This window comes from Butyricimonas faecihominis (genome assembly GCF_033096445.1).
Taxonomy (GTDB): Bacteria; Bacteroidota; Bacteroidia; order Bacteroidales; family Marinifilaceae; genus Butyricimonas; species Butyricimonas faecihominis.
The window spans coordinates 4,425,892-4,443,378 of sequence record NZ_AP028155.1; the positions used below are offsets into that span (position 1 = coordinate 4,425,892).

Genomic DNA, 17,487 nt, shown 5'->3' on the forward strand with positions numbered 1-17,487 from the left:
TATGATGATTACTAAAAACTACATCGCTAAGGGTGAGGGTGCCAACAGGTTCGAGAAGATTCCTGTTCAGATTTATGAAACAGCGGACGAGGCTGTGAAGGCCGTTGCCCGTGAGATTGTGGATTTGGTACAAACGAAAGCGGCTAGCAGTGAAAAGTGCGTTTTAGGTTTGGCGACCGGGGTTTCCCCGATCAAGTTGTATCAAGAGCTGGTGAGGCTGCACCGGGAAGAAGGCGTTTCTTTCCGTAACGTGGTTACGTTCAATTTGGACGAGTATCTGCCGATGCCGAAAGAGTCGGAGCAGAGCTACCATTATTTCATGCACCACCATTTGTTTGATCATATAGATATTGACCCGAAGAATATTCATATCCCGGACGGAACGCTGGAAGGGGATGAGATAGATAAATTCTGTCGGGATTACGAGAAGGCGATCGATGCTGCCGGGGGAATTGACCTCCAGATATTGGGTATCGGACGTACGGGACATATCGGTTTTAACGAGCCGGGGTCTTTTATCACGTCCCAGACCCGGAAGGTGTTCTTGAATGACTTGACGATAAAAGACGCGATAAAGGATTTCGGAAGTAGGAATCTGGTACCCACGAAAGCAATCACGATGGGAGTCGGGACGATTATGCAGGCCCGGAGAGTGATTCTGATGGCGTGGGGAGAGAAAAAGGCTCCGATTATCAAGGCTACCGTGGAAGGACGGGTGTCAGATTCGGTTCCGGCAACTTTCTTGCAGATGCATTCTAACGTGCAATTTATTATTGATGAGAGTGCGGCTAGCGAATTGACACGGGCGGATTACCCGTGGTTGGTGAGCAAGGTGGATTGGGATGATAAGCTGATTCGTAAAGCGGTGATCCGGTTGTGCCAGAAGTTGAAAAAGCCCATTTTAAAAGTCGAAGATAAAGATTATCAAGATAACGGTTTGAGCGATCTGATCGAGAAGTTCGGTTCTGCAAACAAGGTGAATATTGCCGTGTTTAATGATATGCAGCACACCATTTCCGGGTGGCCGGGAGGGAAACCTAACGCGGATGATTCAACCCGTCCGGAGAGAGCGAATCCTTACCCGAAACGGGTGTTGATTTTCAGCCCGCATCCGGATGATGACGTGATCTCGATGGGAGGTACGGAGGCCCGTTTGGTGGAACAGGGACATGAGGTGCATGCGGTTTACCAAACGTCCGGGAATATCGCCGTGTTTGATGATTACCTGTACGAGATGATGGATATTGCCGATTTGTTTGCCCAAAATATGGGAGTGTCCGGCGAGGGATACAAGCAGGTGAAAGAGACAATTCGGAATCTGAAACCGGAGGGAAGTGAACCTAAAGAGGTGTTGAAGTTCAAGACGGCCTTGCGGGCGGCAGAGGCTTTGGCCGCTTGTCGGTTTATGGGTATCCCCTCGGAGAGAGTACATTTTTTGAATTTGCCTTTCTATGAAACGGGTTCCGTGAAAAAGAACCCGTTGGGAAAAGAAGATATTGATATTATCGTGAATCTGTTGAGGGAGGTGAAACCTCACCAGATTTATGCTGCCGGAGACTTGGCCGATCCGCACGGAACGCATAGTGTTTGTCTGGATGCGATCATGCAGGCTTTTGACGTCGTATGTGAGGATGACTGGTTCAAGGATTGTTACGTGTGGTTGTACCGCGGGGCTTGGTTGGAGTGGGAGATCGAGAAGGTGGATATGGCGGTGCCGGTAAGCCCGTCGGAGTTATCCATCAAACGACAAGCGATTTACCGACACGGTTCACAGAATAACGGACCGGCATACCCGGGAGATGATCCTCGCGAGTTCTGGCAGCGAGCCGAAGACCGTAACCGTAACACGGCCGACTTGTATAACAAGTTGGGAATGGCGGAGTACGAGGCGATGGAGGTCTTCGTGCGCTATAAGCATAGGAAATAAATGTTGTGTTTTATATTTTTTTTGCTGGAGCGGGGTCTGTTTTTAGACCCCGTTTCTTTTTTCGCCTATGGCGAGTTGCGGGTTTCAAGTTTTAAAAGAACGAGCCAAAGATGTAACCTGATACGGTTGCCATGATGATAACGAGAGCAACATACACGATTGTCTTTTGGGTTCCCATGACGCCACGAATAACCAGCATATTCGGTAAGGATAAGGATGGCCCGGCCAGTAATAATGCTAGAGCGGGACCTTTACCCATGCCAGAGGCAAGCAGACCTTGGATAATCGGCACCTCGGTCAGGGTGGCGAAATACATGAATGCACCCGTGAAACTGGCGAAAAAGTTCGAAAGCAGTGAATTTCCGCCTACAGCCCACTCGATCCAATGATTGGGAATGATCCCGGCGATAGCCGTGTCATCATGTGTTGAACCTAATAGGAATCCAGCGAAAACAACTCCAATTGCCAATAGTGGTAGGATTTGTTTTGCAAATCCCCATGAGGAAAAGGCCCATTCCCGGTTTTCATCATCCCGTTTGTCAAAAAGTAGTATCACGGATAATGACGTGATTCCTATAATCATTGGGAGCAAAGGAACCAGCTTGGCATCAGTGATAAACGTGTTGGCGAGAAAGGCGGAAAGTGCCGTTGCGATCGCACTAAGTAATACCCATGTGATAGGTAACTTTAGAATTCGGATGAGTGACCAGCAAAAGAATAAGGCGAGGATTCCCGTGATGTACCACTTATAGGTAAATACATAAAACCATAATCCTTTGTCAGATGCGGCAGGGGCTCCCCAATTGGCGAAGACAAGGATGAGTACCATCGTGAAAAAGTGAAATGAAGTTTGCCACATCGGGCGTTTCTCCGGTGGTGGGGTGATGTTCATTTGTTCCTCTTTTTTGGCTTTTTCTTCCTTGCGGAAAATGAATGACATGAGAAGACCGATGATAATGGAAAATGTGATGGCTCCGACGATACGGGCAATACCCATCTCCACGCCCAAGATGCGAGCCGTTAGGATAATTGATAAAATACTGATCGCCGGGCCGGAATAGAGGAAAGCAATGGCCGGGCCTAGTCCGGCTCCGCGTTTGTATATGCTTGTAAATAACGGTAGGATTGTACAAGAGCAAACAGCCAGAATTCCACCGGAGATGGCGGCTATCGTGTAGGATAACCATTTCTTGGCGTTTGCCCCGAAGTATTTGAGTACCGCTCCCTGACTGACGAATACGGCAATGACTCCCGCGATGAGGAATGCGGGGAGCAGGCATAGCACCACGTGTTCTTGCGCGTACCATTTGGCAAGGTCGAGCGTGGCATCAATGGCGGTCATGAACCGCTCATTGCCGAGCGGCATGAAGAAGACCATTGCGAAAATAGCAATCATCCAAAACAGGATGGTCAATTCTTTCTTGTTGTTCATGACGAAAAGGTTATTAAATACCGAGAATCTTTTTGATTTCGCTCTCCGTGGGAACGTGACCTTTGAGTTTGACTTCTCCGTCGACGACGATGGCAGGGGTTGTCATGATGCCATAATTCAGTAATTCAACAATGTCTTCCACTTTTGAAAGTGTTGCATCGAGTTGATTCTCTTTCACGATCTTTTCGATCATTTCATAGGTTGTCTTGCATTTGGCGCAACCGGATCCCAAAACTTTTATTTCCATGATTTAATTTATTTAATTCGTTATGTTACGAACGTTGTTCGTGTGAAAAACTTAGAGATTTATAACCAGACAGTAGTATAACCCGATGGCGGTGAATAACCCGCCTACGATCCAATTCAACCATTTTTGTATGGTTTTTATCTTACCGTAAAAATTGCCGATATGCTGTACGCTGAAAGCCAGAATCCAAGCTGTGGCCAATACGGGTAATGCGGTTGCTATGGCAAAGAGAACGGGAAGTAAGTAACCACCTGCCGATGTCGCGGACATCGGGATCAACATGCCGAAATAGAAAACGCCGCTCGTGGGGCAGAACGCCATGGCGAATAATATCCCGAGTAGCAAGGCTCCCCATCCGCCCCGACGGGCTAATCCCTCTCCATTACCTTTGAAACCGAATGACGGCAGGTTGAATTTGTGACCGAACAGCATGAATAACCCGATGAATAATAGTGCGGGTCCGAGTAGCATTTCTCCGTATTTGCCGATAAATTTTTGGATACCAAACAGGCTTGAACCTTCTTCCAAAATTAAGATGAGGATAATGCCTAGGAGCGTGTAGGCCATGACACGTCCCAGCGTGTAGAGCAAGCCGTTTCGAAATATCCTGTGGCGGTTCTCGATGTCTTTTCCAATAAAGCCGATGGCGGCAATATTGGTCGCCAGAGGACAAGGGGAAATGGCCGTCAGTAGTCCTAGCAAGAAGGCGGTCAAAGCCGGGGTGGTGCTACTATCCAATAAAGATTGTAACCATTCCATAGATGTTTATTTTAGTAGTTGCCGAATCTTTTGGGTCACGTTTGCCTTGAATGTATCTGGAGCGGAAAGAGCCTTTGCAAAAGCATATTCGGTTAGGTTCTCGGTGGAATCCTTGCCATTTTTCCATTTCGTGATAAAGAGTGAAGACCACGTGACCTCGTATTTGTTGATGATCTCTTCATTTTCAGATTGAGAGATGTCAATGGATTTGAATACTAGGCTGCCGTCTTTCAGTTCGTCGGCAAATAGGGTTTCCACCGTTTCTTTGGTATTTTTTTCGATTGCCGCACAGGTTATACAGCGTTGCTTGCCATGGAAATAGAGAACTTCCACATGATCTTTTGGTGGTTGTTGTTCTTGGGCTTTGCTGCCTTTTGTGTTTTTGTTGCCACATGCGAAAAGGCTTAGACACATTGTTAACAGTAGAATTACTTTCATAACGTTTTAATTTAATTGATTGTTATTGATATTAATTTATTGTGTTTGTATTTCGTCAAACTACGAACAATATAGCTAATAAAATAGTTGTTACTAACAACAACTACTTTTTTCCGTGTTGTCATGATCAAACAAGCGTACGAATAAATTCTTGGCGATGGCCCAGTTCTCTCGATTAATGCAGTATCGAACTTTGGGAGGCTCGATGGAACCTTGAATTAGTCCAGAATCTTTTAACTCTTTCAAATGCTGGGAAACGGTGGCCTTCGATATGGGTAAGACCTCATGGATGTCACCGAAAAAACAACAATTCTGTTGGGCCAGAAAGTTGAGTATGGCGATTCGTGCCGGATGCCCCATCGCTTTTGCGAAACGGGCGAGTTGCTCTTGATCTATGGTGTATTCTTTCGTTTCCATTCTTAGCTTTATTTATTGTTCGTAAAATTACGAATAATATTAATTCAAGCAAAACGAATGGATAATATTTTTTTATTATTACAATAAATGGACTTGCTAATCAGCTTTTACGTTCGATCTCCCGGAGGTTTTCCATTTTCTTTTTCCGCAAGAAACCTTGGATGTCTTCTAAGTGTTCTTTTACTTTCTTGTTACCGAATTCGTAGACCTTGTGGACGAGTCCGGTGAGGAAATCACGGTCATGAGACACGACGATCAAGGTGCCATCGAACTCTTTCAAGGCATTTTTCAGGATGTCCTTGGTACGGAGGTCGAGATGGTTGGTCGGCTCGTCGAGAATCAACAGGTTCACGGGAGAGAGCAACAACTTGATCATGGCCAATCGGGTACGCTCTCCACCGGACAGGACTTTCACCTTTTTGTCGATGTCGTCACCGCTGAACATGAAAGCTCCCAGCATATCCTTGATTTTGTGTTTCAGCTCCATGGGAGTTACGTCGTCGATGGTCTGGAAAACGGTAAGGCTTTCGTCCATGAGAGAGGCTTGGTTTTGGGCGAAATAGCCAATCTTCACGTTATAGCCTAATGTCAGTTTTCCGTTATAGGGAATTTCACCCATGATACATTTTACTAGCGTGGACTTTCCTTCCCCGTTACGACCGACGAAAGCGACTTTCTCTCCCTTCTCAATCGTGAAGTGGGCATCTTGGAACACGATGTGTCCGTCATAGTCTTTCGTAAGCTCTTCCGCGATCACCGGGTATTTACCTGAGTTCGGGGCGGGCGGGAATTTCAGTCTCAGTGCGGAAGTGTCTTCCTCGTCAACTTCCAATATTTCCAGTTTCTCCAACATTTTCACGCGGGATTGTACCTGTAAGGTCTTGGAATAGGTTCCCTTAAAACGCTCGATAAATTCTTTCGTCTCGGCGATCATCTTTTGCTGTTCGTCGTAGGCCTTTTGTTGCTGTACGCGTCGTTCTTGGCGTAGTACGAGGTATTGGGAGTAATTTACCTTGTAGTCGTAAATACGGCCCATGGTGACCTCGATCGTTCGGGTGGTGATGTTGTCAACAAATGTCCGGTCGTGGGAGATCACGACGACAGCTTTTCCGTTATTCACGAGAAAATCCTCCAGCCATTGAATCGAATCAATGTCAAGGTGGTTGGTAGGCTCGTCAAGTAGCAACACGTCCGGGTTTTTAAGCAACATTTTAGCCAACTCGATACGCATGCGCCAACCTCCACTGAAATCGGCTGTCGGGCGGTTGAAATCTTCCCGTTGGAATCCGAGACCCAACAATACCTTTTCAACATCCGCCTCGTAATGCGTGGAGTCGATGCTATAAAATTTCTCGCTGAGGGCGGATACGTCTTCAATGAGTTTGTAATACTCTGGAGAATCGTAGTCCGTTCTTTCGGTGAGTTGTTGATTCAACCGTTCAATCTCTTTCTCCATCTCGAAAAGGTGGGCGAATGCCTGTGCCGTTTCATCGAAAACGGTTCTTTCGTTATGGGTCATTAAATGCTGCGGTAGGTAAGCAATAACAGTTTCCTTCGGGTAAGAGATATTTCCCCGGGAGGCTTGGCGTTCTCCCGCCAGAATTTTTAATAACGTGGATTTACCTGCCCCGTTCTTTCCCATGAGGGCAATCCGGTCCTTGTCGTTAATAACAAATGAAATATCTTTAAAAAGCGCTCTGTCTCCAAATTCTACTGTTAATCCGTCTACTGAAATCATATTTAATTGAAAATTGAAAGTTGAAAATTGAAAATGAATTTACATTTTCAAATAGCGGTGCGAAGATAAGATAATTTGTTTATATTTGCGATATGAACGATTACAAGTCGTTTGATAAATTATAAATCTGAAGTTTATGAAGACAACATTTATTTCTAATCGTCAATTTCAAGTGAGGGGAACGAACTTTGAATCTTTCAAAGGAATGGGCCGTGCTTGTTGTTGCTGTTGTTGTCTTTAATCCTGCCATTTATATTTCTATAAACGTTTTTCGATAGGCAGTGATTGTCTCTCCGGTAGGTTTGGTGTATTCAAACTGGCGGGTGGAGAGTGTAATTTAAAATCGTGAATCATAAATCAAAAATAATCATGTTGGTAAAGAAGAACATTCTTGAAACCATAGGGCATACACCTATGGTACGTATTAATCGTTTGGGCCAGAATCCGAACGTGAATATTTACGCCAAGTTGGAGGGATTTAATCCCACGGGTAGTATTAAAGATCGTATCGCCTTGCAGATGATCGAACAGGCAGAACGGGAGGGGCGTTTGATGCCCGGTAAAACCATTATCGAACCGACTTCCGGGAACACGGGGATTGGTTTGGCTATTATCGGTATCGTGAAAGGTTATCCCGTGGAGATCGTGATGAGTGAGGCGGTGTCCGTGGAGCGGAGAAAGATTATCCGTTCGTACGGGGGCAAGGTCATTCTGACTCCAGCGGCGGAGGGGACGGATGGGGCTATCCGGAAGGCGCATCAACTTGTGGAAGAAAACCCCGGAAAATATTTTATGCCCGACCAGTTCAGTAATGCCGGGAATTATCAGGCACATTACGAGAACACGGCCATCGAGATCTGGCAACAGATGGAGGGGGAGGTTGATTACTTGGTGAGTGCCTTGGGAACGTCGGGGACAATCATGGGAATATCCCGTTTCTTGAAAAGATGTAAGCCGGATATAAAAGTCGTGTCCGCGCATCCCGTGAAAGGGCATTACATTCAAGGTCTAAAGAATATGGAAGAGGCGATTGTTCCGGCTATTTACGATCCCTCCCGGATAGATATACAGGTAATGGTGGAGAGCGAGGAGGCTATTGCCATGGCTCGTGAGATTATTGTCCGGGAAGGTATTTTTGCCGGGATGAGTAGCGGGGCTGCCATGGTGGCTGCGCTGAAAACTGCGGAACAGATAGATACGGGTAACATTGTGGTTATTTTCCCCGATAGGGCAGAAAAGTATCTGAGTACCTCGATGTTCGGGAATTTGGTAGATTATTAAGCGTCAGGGATTTTCTGTTTACCGATCAATTTTGGCTCTCTTTTTGTAGGATGTTCTGCGAGTGTAAATTTTGTTATAATATTTAAGAACAAATTAAAAGGAATAGTCGTACAATAGAGTTACGAATAAATTATTGTTATGATGGAAATATCAGATATAGGATTGATCGGATTGGCGGTAATGGGTGAGAATTTGGCTCTGAACTTGGAAAGTAAAGGGTACACGGTTTCTGTTTACAACCGGGTTCACCCGGATCGGGAGAGCGTGGTAACCCGTTTCGTGGAAGGGCGAGGAAAGGGAAAGCGTTTCCACGGGACCTACACGATTGAAGAGTTCGTGGAGTCCATACGCCTGCCGCGGAAGATCATGTTAATGGTGAAGGCCGGGGACCCGGTTGACGAGTTGATCGGGCAATTACTCCCGTGGCTTTCTCCCGGGGACGTTATTATTGACGGGGGAAATTCGGATTACCATGATACGGAACGTCGGGTGAAAATGCTGGAAGAGAAAGGCCTCTATTTTATTGGAGCCGGAATTTCCGGAGGAGAGGAGGGTGCGTTGAACGGGCCTTCTATCATGCCGGGTGGTTCCGTGACGGCTTGGCCACTGGTGAAAGATATATTACAGTCGATTGCGGCAAAACTGGAAGACGGTTCTCCTTGTTGCGAATGGATCGGTCCCGGCGGGGCAGGGCATTACGTGAAGATGGTACATAACGGGATCGAGTATGGGGATATGGAACTGATCGCGGAGGCGTATTCCATGTTGAAGAAAAGAACCGGGTTGGATAACGACGGGTTGGGAGATATTTTTGAGTTGTGGAACCGGGGAGAACTGAATAGCTTTTTGATCGAGATTACTTCACATATTCTGCATTACAAGGAAGAGAACGGTGACTATTTGCTGGATCACATACTGGATGTGGCCGGGCAGAAGGGAACGGGAAAATGGAGTGTGATGGCGGCCTTGGATGAGGGGGACCCGTTGACGCTGGTGTCGGAGGCAGTGTTTGCCCGTTTCATGTCGTCTTTGGTGAACGAAAGAGAGAGAGCGTCCGTGCAGTACCCCTCGGGTAAAGTGGGGGATATGGAGGCTTGCATTACCTTGAACACTTCCGGAATCGAGGCGGTGAGGGATGCCTTGTACGCGGCGAAACTGATCTCTTACGCGCAGGGATTTTCCTTGATGCGCAGGGCCTCCGAGCGAAATGGTTGGAATCTGGATTACGGGACTATCGCTAAAATATGGAGAAAGGGATGTATCATTCGCTCTGTATTCTTGGAGAGGATTACTCAAGCATTCACGAAGAGCCCGGGATTGCAGAATCTGTTATTCGATGCTTTTTTCCACGAGAGAATGGAAAATGCCTTGCCGGCTTTACGGGGGATGGTCGTGGACTGCGTGTTTAATGGTATCGCGGCACCTTGTTTCTTCTCGGCATTGAGTTATTTTGACGGGTTACGTAATTTTACTTCCGCGGCGAATCTGATACAGGCGCAACGGGATTATTTCGGGGCGCATACTTACGAACGTACGGATGCCGAGAGGGGTAAGTTTTTCCATACCGACTGGACGGGAAAAGGTGGAAAGACGGTTTCAGGAACTTATAATGTGTAATTATGAATAGACCGGAGGATCAGGTATTAGTCATATTCGGGGCATCGGGTGATTTAACCAAACGAATGTTGATGCCTTCTTTATACGAGTTACACGTGCGGCAGATGTTGCCGGAACGTTTTGTTATTTTGGGAACTTCGAGGAAATCCATGAGCGATGACGAGTTCCGTTTGTCTATCCGTTTGATGTTGCAGGAGTTGAAAGGGGAGAAGGGATTGAACGGGGAAGAGGTGGATCGTTTCTTGCAGAAAGTGTACTACCAACCTTTTGATCCCGTGGAAGGTGCTGACGAGTTGGGAGAGCGGGTGATGTTTTTGATGGAGGAAAATGCCATCCCGATGCGGGTGGTATATTATCTGGCAACCCCTCCGAATTCCCAACAGGCAATCACGAAATATATCGGGAGAAGTTGCTTGTTTGGTGTTAAGGAACGGGGCGGGTGGCACAGGATTGTGGTGGAGAAACCTTTTGGGACGAGTTTAGAGACTGCGAAAGAATTGGATCAATCCTTGTTGCAGGTATTCTGTGAACAGGAGATTTATCGAATAGACCACTTTTTGGGGAAGGAGACGGTACAGAATATATTGGTTTTGCGTTTTGCGAACGAGATATTCGAGTCCTTGTGGAACCGGAACTACGTGGATTACGTGGAGATATACGCTTTGGAATCGCTCGGAATCGAGAACCGGGGGAAATATTACGAGACAACGGGAGCTTTGCGGGATATGGTGCAGAACCATCTGATGCAGTTGTTGGCTTTCGTGGCTATGGAATCCCCGGCGACGATGGAACCGGAGGTGATTCGGGACGAGACAGTAAAGGTGTTACGTTCACTTCGCCAATGGAAAGGGGAGGATATTCCCCGCAATGTTGTCCGGGCGCAATACGTGGCCGGAGAATCGAAAGGGCAGCCTGTGGTTGGATATTTGCAGGAAAAAGATGTTGCCCCGAATTCCGATATGGAGACTTACGTGGCGTTGAAAGTTTTTATTGACAACTGGCGGTGGAGTCATGTGCCGTTTTATATATATACGGGTAAACGTTTGAAAGACAAGCGTTCCGGGGTGGTGATTCATTTCAAGTCCACGCCGCACAAGTTATTTCAGGGACAATGCGAGGGTTCGTCTTGTAACCAGTTGATTATTCGTATGACACCAGATGAAGGGGTGATGTTGAAGTTTGGGTTGAAAATGCCGGGGGGCGGCTTTACGGTGAAACAGGTGGGGATGGATTTCCTGTATGCCTCGCTTTGTAACAATTATCTGCCGGGAGCCTACGAGCGTTTGTTGCTGGATGCCATGCAGGGAGATTCGATGCTTTACACGCGGGATGATGCCTTGGAAGCTAGTTGGAAGTTTATCGATCCGATCGTGAACTATTGGCGGGAACATCCGGGAGAGCATTTGCGAACGTATACCGCCGGAAGTGAGGGGCCGGATTTGAGTGATGTGTGGGACGTGGCTCCACCTGTTTCGAAAGAAGATAAAAATGTTTGTTGGTTATGATATTAGATGCACATGCGGGATTAGTACTTGAAGGTGGTGGAATGAGAGGCGTATTTACTGCCGGGGCGTTAGATTTCTTGATGGATAAAAAGGTTTATTTCCCTTACACGATCGGAGTTTCTGCCGGGGCGTGTAACGGGCTTTCCTATGCCTCCCGTCAGCGGGGACGGGCAAAGACGTGTAATATTGATTTGTTGGATAAGTACCATTATATCGGTTTCCGTTATTTTTTCACGAAACGGAGTATCATGGATTTTGACCTTATTTTTGATGAATTCCCGACCCGGATTATCCCGTACGATTATGATACTTACTTTGCCTCCCCAGAGCGTTTCGTGATGGTGACGAGTAATTGCAGGACGGGAGAGGCGAATTATTTCGAGGAAAAGCATGATCCGGTACGTTTGCTGAATATTTGTCGGGCCTCTTGCAGTCTGCCTTTTGTTTGTCCGGTCTCTTACGTGGACGGGGAACCCATGCTGGACGGGGGAATCTGTGATGCCATTCCGATCCGGAAAGCAATAGCCGACGGGTTCGATCGTAACGTGGTGATCCTAACTCGTAATAAAGGTTACCGGAAAGATGAAAAAGAGAAATCATTGCCTTGGTTCATGTATCGTAAATATCCGGCATTACGGGAGAGCTTGAGGATAAAGAATAAACGTTATAACGAGACTCTTGATTTTTTGGAACAGTTGGAACGGGAGAAAAAAGTAATTTTGATTCGTCCGGAGAAACCGTTGGAGGTGGATCGGATCGAACAAGACGTGACGAAATTAACGGACTTGTATAATCAAGGGTACGAATGTGCCCGTAAAGTATTTAGTATTTAATATTGCGGTTATGGAAGAGCTTACATTGACAACACCTTCTATTTTATTCTCGGCGATATCGTTGATCATGCTGGCTTATACGAATCGTTTTTTGGCGTATGCCCAAGTGATCCGGAATTTGAAGGGTGAACATGAGAATCGGCCGAGTGCGATGACCAAATTGCAACTGGATAATTTACGAAAGCGGCTTTATATGGCTCGGTCGATGCAAATTTACGGGGTGATCAGTTTGTTGCTTTGCGTGGTTTGTACTTTCTTTATTTATATTGGGTTACAAACTTTGGCGATTTACACGTTCGGAGTAGCTTTGTTGCTGTTAGTGATTTCATTGGGAATTTCCGTGAAAGAGATATTGATCTCGGTGAAGGCGTTGGAATTTAGGCTGGATAACGTGGAGGCGGAAAAGGAGAGCGAGAAACAAAAGTAGTTTGCGGGGATGGAGGAATAGATAACAGATGTAGGATCGATAAGAGATGTTGTAGTATTTGACTTGTAATTTTGGATTAAAATAATGCAATATTGTAAATTATTTGTATATTTGCATTCTGAAAGAACTTGAATTCTACATACAGAAAACAGTCGGTCCGGCAGATCATCACACCAAAATAGAAACACTGCCTTCTCTAATACCATATCATTCCCGACTGTTTTCTTCTTTCTATAAATTTTGATTTAGGTCAATGGGGTTGTTGTGTAAATCTGTATTTTTGAATCGAAATTAGGATGATATGATAAAAGCTGTATTTTTTGATATTGACGGGACGTTGGTTAGCTTTAAGACCCATCGGGTTCCGGATTCTACGAAGAGAGCGATTGCTATTTTACGTGCCAAAGGTATTCGGGTATTAATCGCGAGTGGGAGGCAATTGTTGGCTATTAATAATTTAGAAGACCTGCAATTTGACGGTTATGTTACTTTAAACGGAGGGTATTGTATTGTGGGGGAGCAAGTGATTTATAAACATAGTATGCCATCGGAAGATATGGTTTCTTTGGTGCGATATATGGAAGAGCAAGAGAGTTTTCCCTGTATCTTTGTTCATGAAAATGCATTTTATATCAATTACACGAACGAACGGACGAACGAGATTTTTCGTTTACTGAACTTCCCGCAACCGCCTGTCCTGCCCTTACGAGAGGCTGCCGAAGGAGAGGTTTTCCAGTTGGTGGCATTTTTCACGAAAGAACAGGAGAAAGCGATTATGGCTGCCATGCCTCATTGTGAGGCAACCCGGTGGAATCCATTGTTTTCGGATGTTATTCCGAAAGGAAGTAGTAAGCAAGTGGGGGTAGATAAAATGTTGGATTATTTTGGAATATCGTTGGAGGAATCAATGGCTTTCGGAGATGGAGGGAATGATGTTCTCATGTTGAAACATGTCGGGATCGGGGTGGCTATGGGAAATGCGGAAGATGAAGTAAAGCTGGCAGCGGATTATGTTACCGATTCCGTGGATGAGGGTGGAATTGAAAAGGCTTTACGGCATTTTGGGGTGATTTAGTTGTTTAAATAACTACCCCCACTAACTCCCCCTTGCACAGGGGGAGAAATCGCTTGGTAATCGGCTCTTCCCCTGTGCAAGGGGGAGTTGGAGGGGGTAGTATAGATTTAGTCTTGTTTTTTATCTATGATTTCCCGAATTTCATTCGTGATCTGCGTGTCTGTCAAATGATTTTCTTTTAACAGTTCTTCCAGAACAAAGCGATCGGCAAATTCTTTCTTCAGACCGTAGTTCTTGACCTTCATCTCGGAATCCCCGTAATAGCGGGCAATCTTTTCCCCGAAACCGCCATCCAGCACACCGTCTTCCAGCGTGATCACCAGCTGGTGATTAGCCTTTAAATCTTCCAGCATCTGTTTGTCAAGTCCCGTGATATAACGAGGATTGATCAGTGTGGCTTGGACTCCGGTTGCCTCTTGTAACTTTCGACACACGGACTCTCCCAGCGGGTAGAAATTTCCAAGTGCGATGATGGCCACCCGTTCTCCTTGACAGGTAATTTTATAACGGTTTAGTTCGCTGTAATCCGTGTCAAAGGTCTCACCTCTTTCGATGACAACCGGCCCCGGAACACGAACGGCAACAGGGTGCGTTGTTTGTTTGATGCCCCATTCCAGCATGGCGAAATATTCCTCTTTGCAAGTCGGGGCCAAGTACACGATATTCGGTATATTGCTGATAAGTGGAATATCAAAGAATCCGAGATGAGTTTCATCATTCATTCCGGCAGAACCTCCAAGAAATACCGAAATGACTGCCGAGTTCCGGTTGATACACAGATCTTGTGACAATTGGTCATAGCACCGCTGGATAAACGTGCTGTAAACACCGTACACGGGTCTCCCGCCATTAGCTGCGATTCCGGATGCAAGAGCCATGGCATGTTCCTCGGCGATCCCCACATCTACAAATTGTTTTCCGGCTTGTTGTCTGCGTTCGGGATTAAAACCGATTACCGCGGGTGTTCCCGAGGAAATAGCCACCACGGTAGGGTCTTTTTGCATTTGTTCCAGCAGGAATTTTCCTGTCAGATTGCAATAATCTTCCGTGTTTCCCCCGTCAGATAACGGTTGTCCGGTCTCTAGGTTGAACGGCATACCCCAGTGGTATCTTTCTTTGTAGGTTTCCGCAGGAGTGTATCCCTTCCCTTTTAGCGTGTGGATATGCACGACCACGGGATGAGAAACGTCTTTTACCCGTGTGAAGGCGTGTATCAAAGCGGTAATGTCGTTACCGTCTTTCACGTAGATGTAATCAAGCCCGAGAGACTTGAAAAAATTGCAAGGCGCTTGCCCGTCAGAGTCTCTCAAGGCTTTCAAGTTTTGGTACAAACCACCATGATTTTCGGCAATAGACATTTCATTGTCGTTGACTACCACGATCAAATTGGTACCTGTTTCTCCCGCATTACTTAATCCTTCATAGGCCTCTCCACCACTTAGAGAACCGTCACCGATCACGGCGATAATATTTTCACGATCTCCCTTCAGGTCTCTGGCTTTGGCTAACCCGCAGGCAAGGCTCACGGAAGTTGACGTGTGACCGATCGTGAAGAAATCGTGCTTGCTTTCCCGTGGGTTGGTATAACCGGTTACCTCGTCGTACTCTTCTGCGTGAAGAAAGGCATCCTTACGTCCGGTTAACATCTTGTGAGCGTAACTTTGGTGCGACACGTCATACACGATTTTGTCCACTGGCGAGTTGAACACGTAGTGTAGGGCTATCGTGGCCTCCACCATTCCTAGGTTAGGACTGATATGTCCGCCATGAGCGCTTAGTTTGGTTAGTAAAGCGTGGCGAATTTCATTCGCCAGTATATTTAAATTTTCGATGGAAAGACGTTTCACGTCTTCCGGGGAGTTAATGTTTTCTAGATACATAGTTTTATAAATTTATACTCGTTTTCCTGTTTCGTATGCCTCCTGCATGGCCGGGTTCCCTTTGATTTCTCCGACGTGCCATACGCCTAGTCCGAAGACCACCCCTTTGATGGTAGGATTCTCCAGACAATCAAGAAATCCTTGGAACGTGTCCACGGTGCGCATCATTTTTTCTTTATCATCTTCTGCCGCCGTGACGATAAAATAGAACTCTTTGTCGTTCATTTCCGTGTAGAGACCACAGCATCGGTCAATCAAGGTTTTCATCTGGGCACTCATCGTGTAGAAATAGACGGGTGTCGCCATGACAATAACATCTGCAGCCACCATCTTGTCAATGATCTCCGCGGCATCATCCTTTTGCGGGCAAGGTTTATGATGCAGGCTACACGTGCTGCATCCCGTGCAGTAATTAATCTTTTTATCTCGTAAGAAAATCTTTTCAACGTCATTTCCCGCTTCTTTAGCTCCCCGCAGAAATTCGTCGCACAAGGTGTCGGAGTTTCCGCCTTTTCGAGGACTGGAAGAAAGGATTAAAATTCTTTTTGCCATAATATGATTTTTTATAATGATTATTCTAGTATGTTGTACTCGTAATTTTATGCTACAAAATTACATCGCATTCCCTATCCCGTTTGTATATAAATTACGGGGATACGTACCAAAATTACAGATTTTGTTATTTGCGGTAGAGAAGGAGGGGAGGAATAGAAAGATTTTATTCCTCAGAATTTGCTAATGCCTCCTGTTCTTTCTTTGTCAGGCTTTTAGCTACAATGTCGTAGGATTTTTTGACCAGCTCTTTGATTTCCTTGTCCGGCACGTCTTGGTTAAAATAAACGCTGATCCAGTGTTTTTTATTCATGTGCCATCCGGGTTTTATGCCCGAGTATGTGGCTTGTAACTCTTCTCTTTTGTCCGGGGCGCATTTAATACAGCAAAAATCAAATACTTCGATATTTACAAAGCAGAACCATTTGCTTGCCACGTAAAAACATAGGACGTCTTGGCTGTATTTATCGGGAACATTCGGGAAGGGCATCTTCTCGTGTACCCCTTTTAAGGATAAGCAATATTCTCTGAATTCTTCGATATTCATATTTGACAAGATTATTCTACAAGTTTCAAGCTATAATTCAATCCCGTCTCACTCTTTTCGAATTTGTCATTTAATAGAGTAAGGGTCTTTTCGTCTTCACGCAAGAAGTTGAAAATGTCTTTTCCGTTATCCGCAACCAATTGCCATACAATAGCATCATTATTGGTAGCATCTCCGCGTTGTGTGAATCTTTTTCCCTTGTAATTAAAAATGGCATCTTTTCCGTTTTCCGCTTCGATATAAGTCATCGTTAACGTGAATGTCCCGTTGCCACTATGTTCTTGATTTTGTATCGTTAAGGAATAACGAATGCCAGAACAAGAAGCTGCGGGTAAGGTCCCCTCGTAAGTTCTTGTTTGTAATGCTCCCAATGCTTGATTTTTGTACACGATGAGCTTTGTTGCGGACATCCCTGCTGTGTATTTCCCTTTATAAAAAATCTCGGCGGTGTCGTTTAACAGCAACCCGGTGACGTGACTCTTATCGGCATCTAGTGTGCTGAAAGATAAGGTGTCCTTGTTTGCTGTTACGATGGAAATCGTGTTCATTGTGGCATCACACACGATGCCTTTTGTCTGGTGTTCTTTTGAGGCAGGAGAGCAACAGATCATTGTCAGGGCTGCCAGAATGATGGATGTATTTTTCATGTATGTTGTTTTTGATTCAATCGAGCAAATTTTATACCACATGGTGATATATGGATCATAAGAATACTTTTAAAAATAGGAGTATAGAAGAATATGAAAAACAAAATTGTTCTCTTTTTTGATGGTTATAAAATTTTATATCTATATTTAAAACGTTGAAAAGTA

The 17,487-nt window shown here is 45.5% G+C and carries 17 protein-coding genes; 7 read left to right on the top strand and 10 right to left on the bottom strand.

What is annotated here, in order from left to right:
- Nucleotides 1-4: 4 nt before the first annotated feature.
- Nucleotides 5-1,927 (top strand): glucosamine-6-phosphate deaminase, encoded by a 1,923-nt coding sequence (nagB, locus tag R8806_RS18365; RefSeq protein ID WP_164719625.1) that lies wholly within the window; start codon nt 5-7, stop codon nt 1,925-1,927.
- Nucleotides 1,928-2,018: 91 nt separating this feature from the next.
- On the opposite strand, the gene R8806_RS18370 is transcribed toward nagB, so the two are convergent.
- The 6 genes from R8806_RS18370 to R8806_RS18395 all read right to left on the bottom strand — a co-directional run bounded on the left by R8806_RS18370 (nt 2,019) and on the right by R8806_RS18395 (nt 6,958).
- Nucleotides 2,019-3,359 carry a permease gene (locus R8806_RS18370; RefSeq protein ID WP_124316694.1) on the bottom strand — a complete coding sequence of 447 codons (1,341 nt, stop codon included), beginning with the start codon at nt 3,357-3,359 and terminating at the stop codon, nt 2,019-2,021.
- 13 nt (nt 3,360-3,372) lie between these two features.
- Nucleotides 3,373-3,606, bottom strand: coding sequence for a thioredoxin family protein (locus R8806_RS18375; protein WP_027202052.1), 234 nt, complete (start codon nt 3,604-3,606; stop codon nt 3,373-3,375).
- Between the two features lie 51 nt (nt 3,607-3,657).
- The gene (locus R8806_RS18380) at nt 3,658-4,365 is read right to left on the bottom strand and encodes an aromatic aminobenezylarsenical efflux permease ArsG family transporter (RefSeq protein ID WP_124316695.1); all 708 of its coding nucleotides are present in this window, start codon (nt 4,363-4,365) and stop codon (nt 3,658-3,660) included.
- A gap of 6 nt (nt 4,366-4,371) precedes the next feature.
- The gene (locus R8806_RS18385) at nt 4,372-4,803 is read right to left on the bottom strand and encodes a nitrophenyl compound nitroreductase subunit ArsF family protein (RefSeq protein WP_221230327.1); all 432 of its coding nucleotides are present in this window, start codon (nt 4,801-4,803) and stop codon (nt 4,372-4,374) included.
- A gap of 93 nt (nt 4,804-4,896) precedes the next feature.
- A complete protein-coding gene (locus R8806_RS18390; protein ID WP_124316696.1) occupies nt 4,897-5,220 on the bottom strand; it encodes an ArsR/SmtB family transcription factor in 324 nt (107 codons plus the stop codon).
- Between the two features lie 100 nt (nt 5,221-5,320).
- The gene (locus R8806_RS18395) at nt 5,321-6,958 is read right to left on the bottom strand and encodes an ABC-F family ATP-binding cassette domain-containing protein (protein ID WP_124316697.1); all 1,638 of its coding nucleotides are present in this window, start codon (nt 6,956-6,958) and stop codon (nt 5,321-5,323) included.
- Nucleotides 6,959-7,330: 372 nt separating this feature from the next.
- On the opposite strand from R8806_RS18395, the gene R8806_RS18400 reads away from it, so the two are divergent.
- The 6 genes from R8806_RS18400 (at nt 7,331) to R8806_RS18425 (ending at nt 13,696) form a co-directional block, all read left to right on the top strand.
- Complete coding sequence (locus R8806_RS18400; RefSeq protein WP_124316702.1) at nt 7,331-8,239, top strand: PLP-dependent cysteine synthase family protein; 909 nt, start codon at nt 7,331-7,333, stop codon at nt 8,237-8,239.
- A gap of 141 nt (nt 8,240-8,380) precedes the next feature.
- Nucleotides 8,381-9,856, top strand: coding sequence for a decarboxylating NADP(+)-dependent phosphogluconate dehydrogenase (gene gnd / locus R8806_RS18405; RefSeq protein WP_124316703.1), 1,476 nt, complete (start codon nt 8,381-8,383; stop codon nt 9,854-9,856).
- Nucleotides 9,857-9,858: 2 nt separating this feature from the next.
- Nucleotides 9,859-11,361 carry a glucose-6-phosphate dehydrogenase gene (zwf, locus tag R8806_RS18410; RefSeq protein WP_124316698.1) on the top strand — a complete coding sequence of 501 codons (1,503 nt, stop codon included), beginning with the start codon at nt 9,859-9,861 and terminating at the stop codon, nt 11,359-11,361.
- Nucleotides 11,358-12,194 carry a patatin-like phospholipase family protein gene (locus R8806_RS18415; RefSeq protein WP_124316699.1) on the top strand — a complete coding sequence of 279 codons (837 nt, stop codon included), beginning with the start codon at nt 11,358-11,360 and terminating at the stop codon, nt 12,192-12,194. Before zwf ends, R8806_RS18415 begins: the two co-directional genes overlap by 4 nt.
- Before the next feature lie 10 nt (nt 12,195-12,204).
- Entirely contained in the window at nt 12,205-12,621 is a 417-nt protein-coding gene (locus tag R8806_RS18420; RefSeq protein ID WP_124316700.1) for a DUF2721 domain-containing protein, read from the top strand.
- A 301-nt stretch (nt 12,622-12,922) separates the two neighbouring features.
- The gene (locus R8806_RS18425) at nt 12,923-13,696 is read left to right on the top strand and encodes a Cof-type HAD-IIB family hydrolase (protein ID WP_124317883.1); all 774 of its coding nucleotides are present in this window, start codon (nt 12,923-12,925) and stop codon (nt 13,694-13,696) included.
- 107 nt (nt 13,697-13,803) lie between these two features.
- Here R8806_RS18425 and R8806_RS18430 read toward each other — a convergent pair whose 3' ends face one another.
- The 4 genes from R8806_RS18430 to R8806_RS18445 form a co-directional block, all read right to left on the bottom strand.
- Nucleotides 13,804-15,576, bottom strand: coding sequence for a 1-deoxy-D-xylulose-5-phosphate synthase (locus tag R8806_RS18430; protein WP_124317884.1), 1,773 nt, complete (start codon nt 15,574-15,576; stop codon nt 13,804-13,806).
- Between the two features lie 12 nt (nt 15,577-15,588).
- Nucleotides 15,589-16,128, bottom strand: a complete 540-nt coding sequence (locus tag R8806_RS18435; protein ID WP_087421989.1) for a flavodoxin family protein — start codon at nt 16,126-16,128, stop codon at nt 15,589-15,591.
- A gap of 166 nt (nt 16,129-16,294) precedes the next feature.
- On the bottom strand, nt 16,295-16,675 hold the full coding sequence (locus R8806_RS18440) for an MmcQ/YjbR family DNA-binding protein (protein WP_124317885.1): 381 nt from the start codon (nt 16,673-16,675) through the stop codon (nt 16,295-16,297).
- A gap of 11 nt (nt 16,676-16,686) precedes the next feature.
- Nucleotides 16,687-17,286: a copper resistance protein NlpE N-terminal domain-containing protein gene (locus R8806_RS18445; RefSeq protein ID WP_241241718.1), complete on the bottom strand. Its 600-nt coding sequence runs from the start codon at nt 17,284-17,286 to the stop codon at nt 16,687-16,689.
- Between the last annotated feature and the right edge of the window lie 201 nt (nt 17,287-17,487).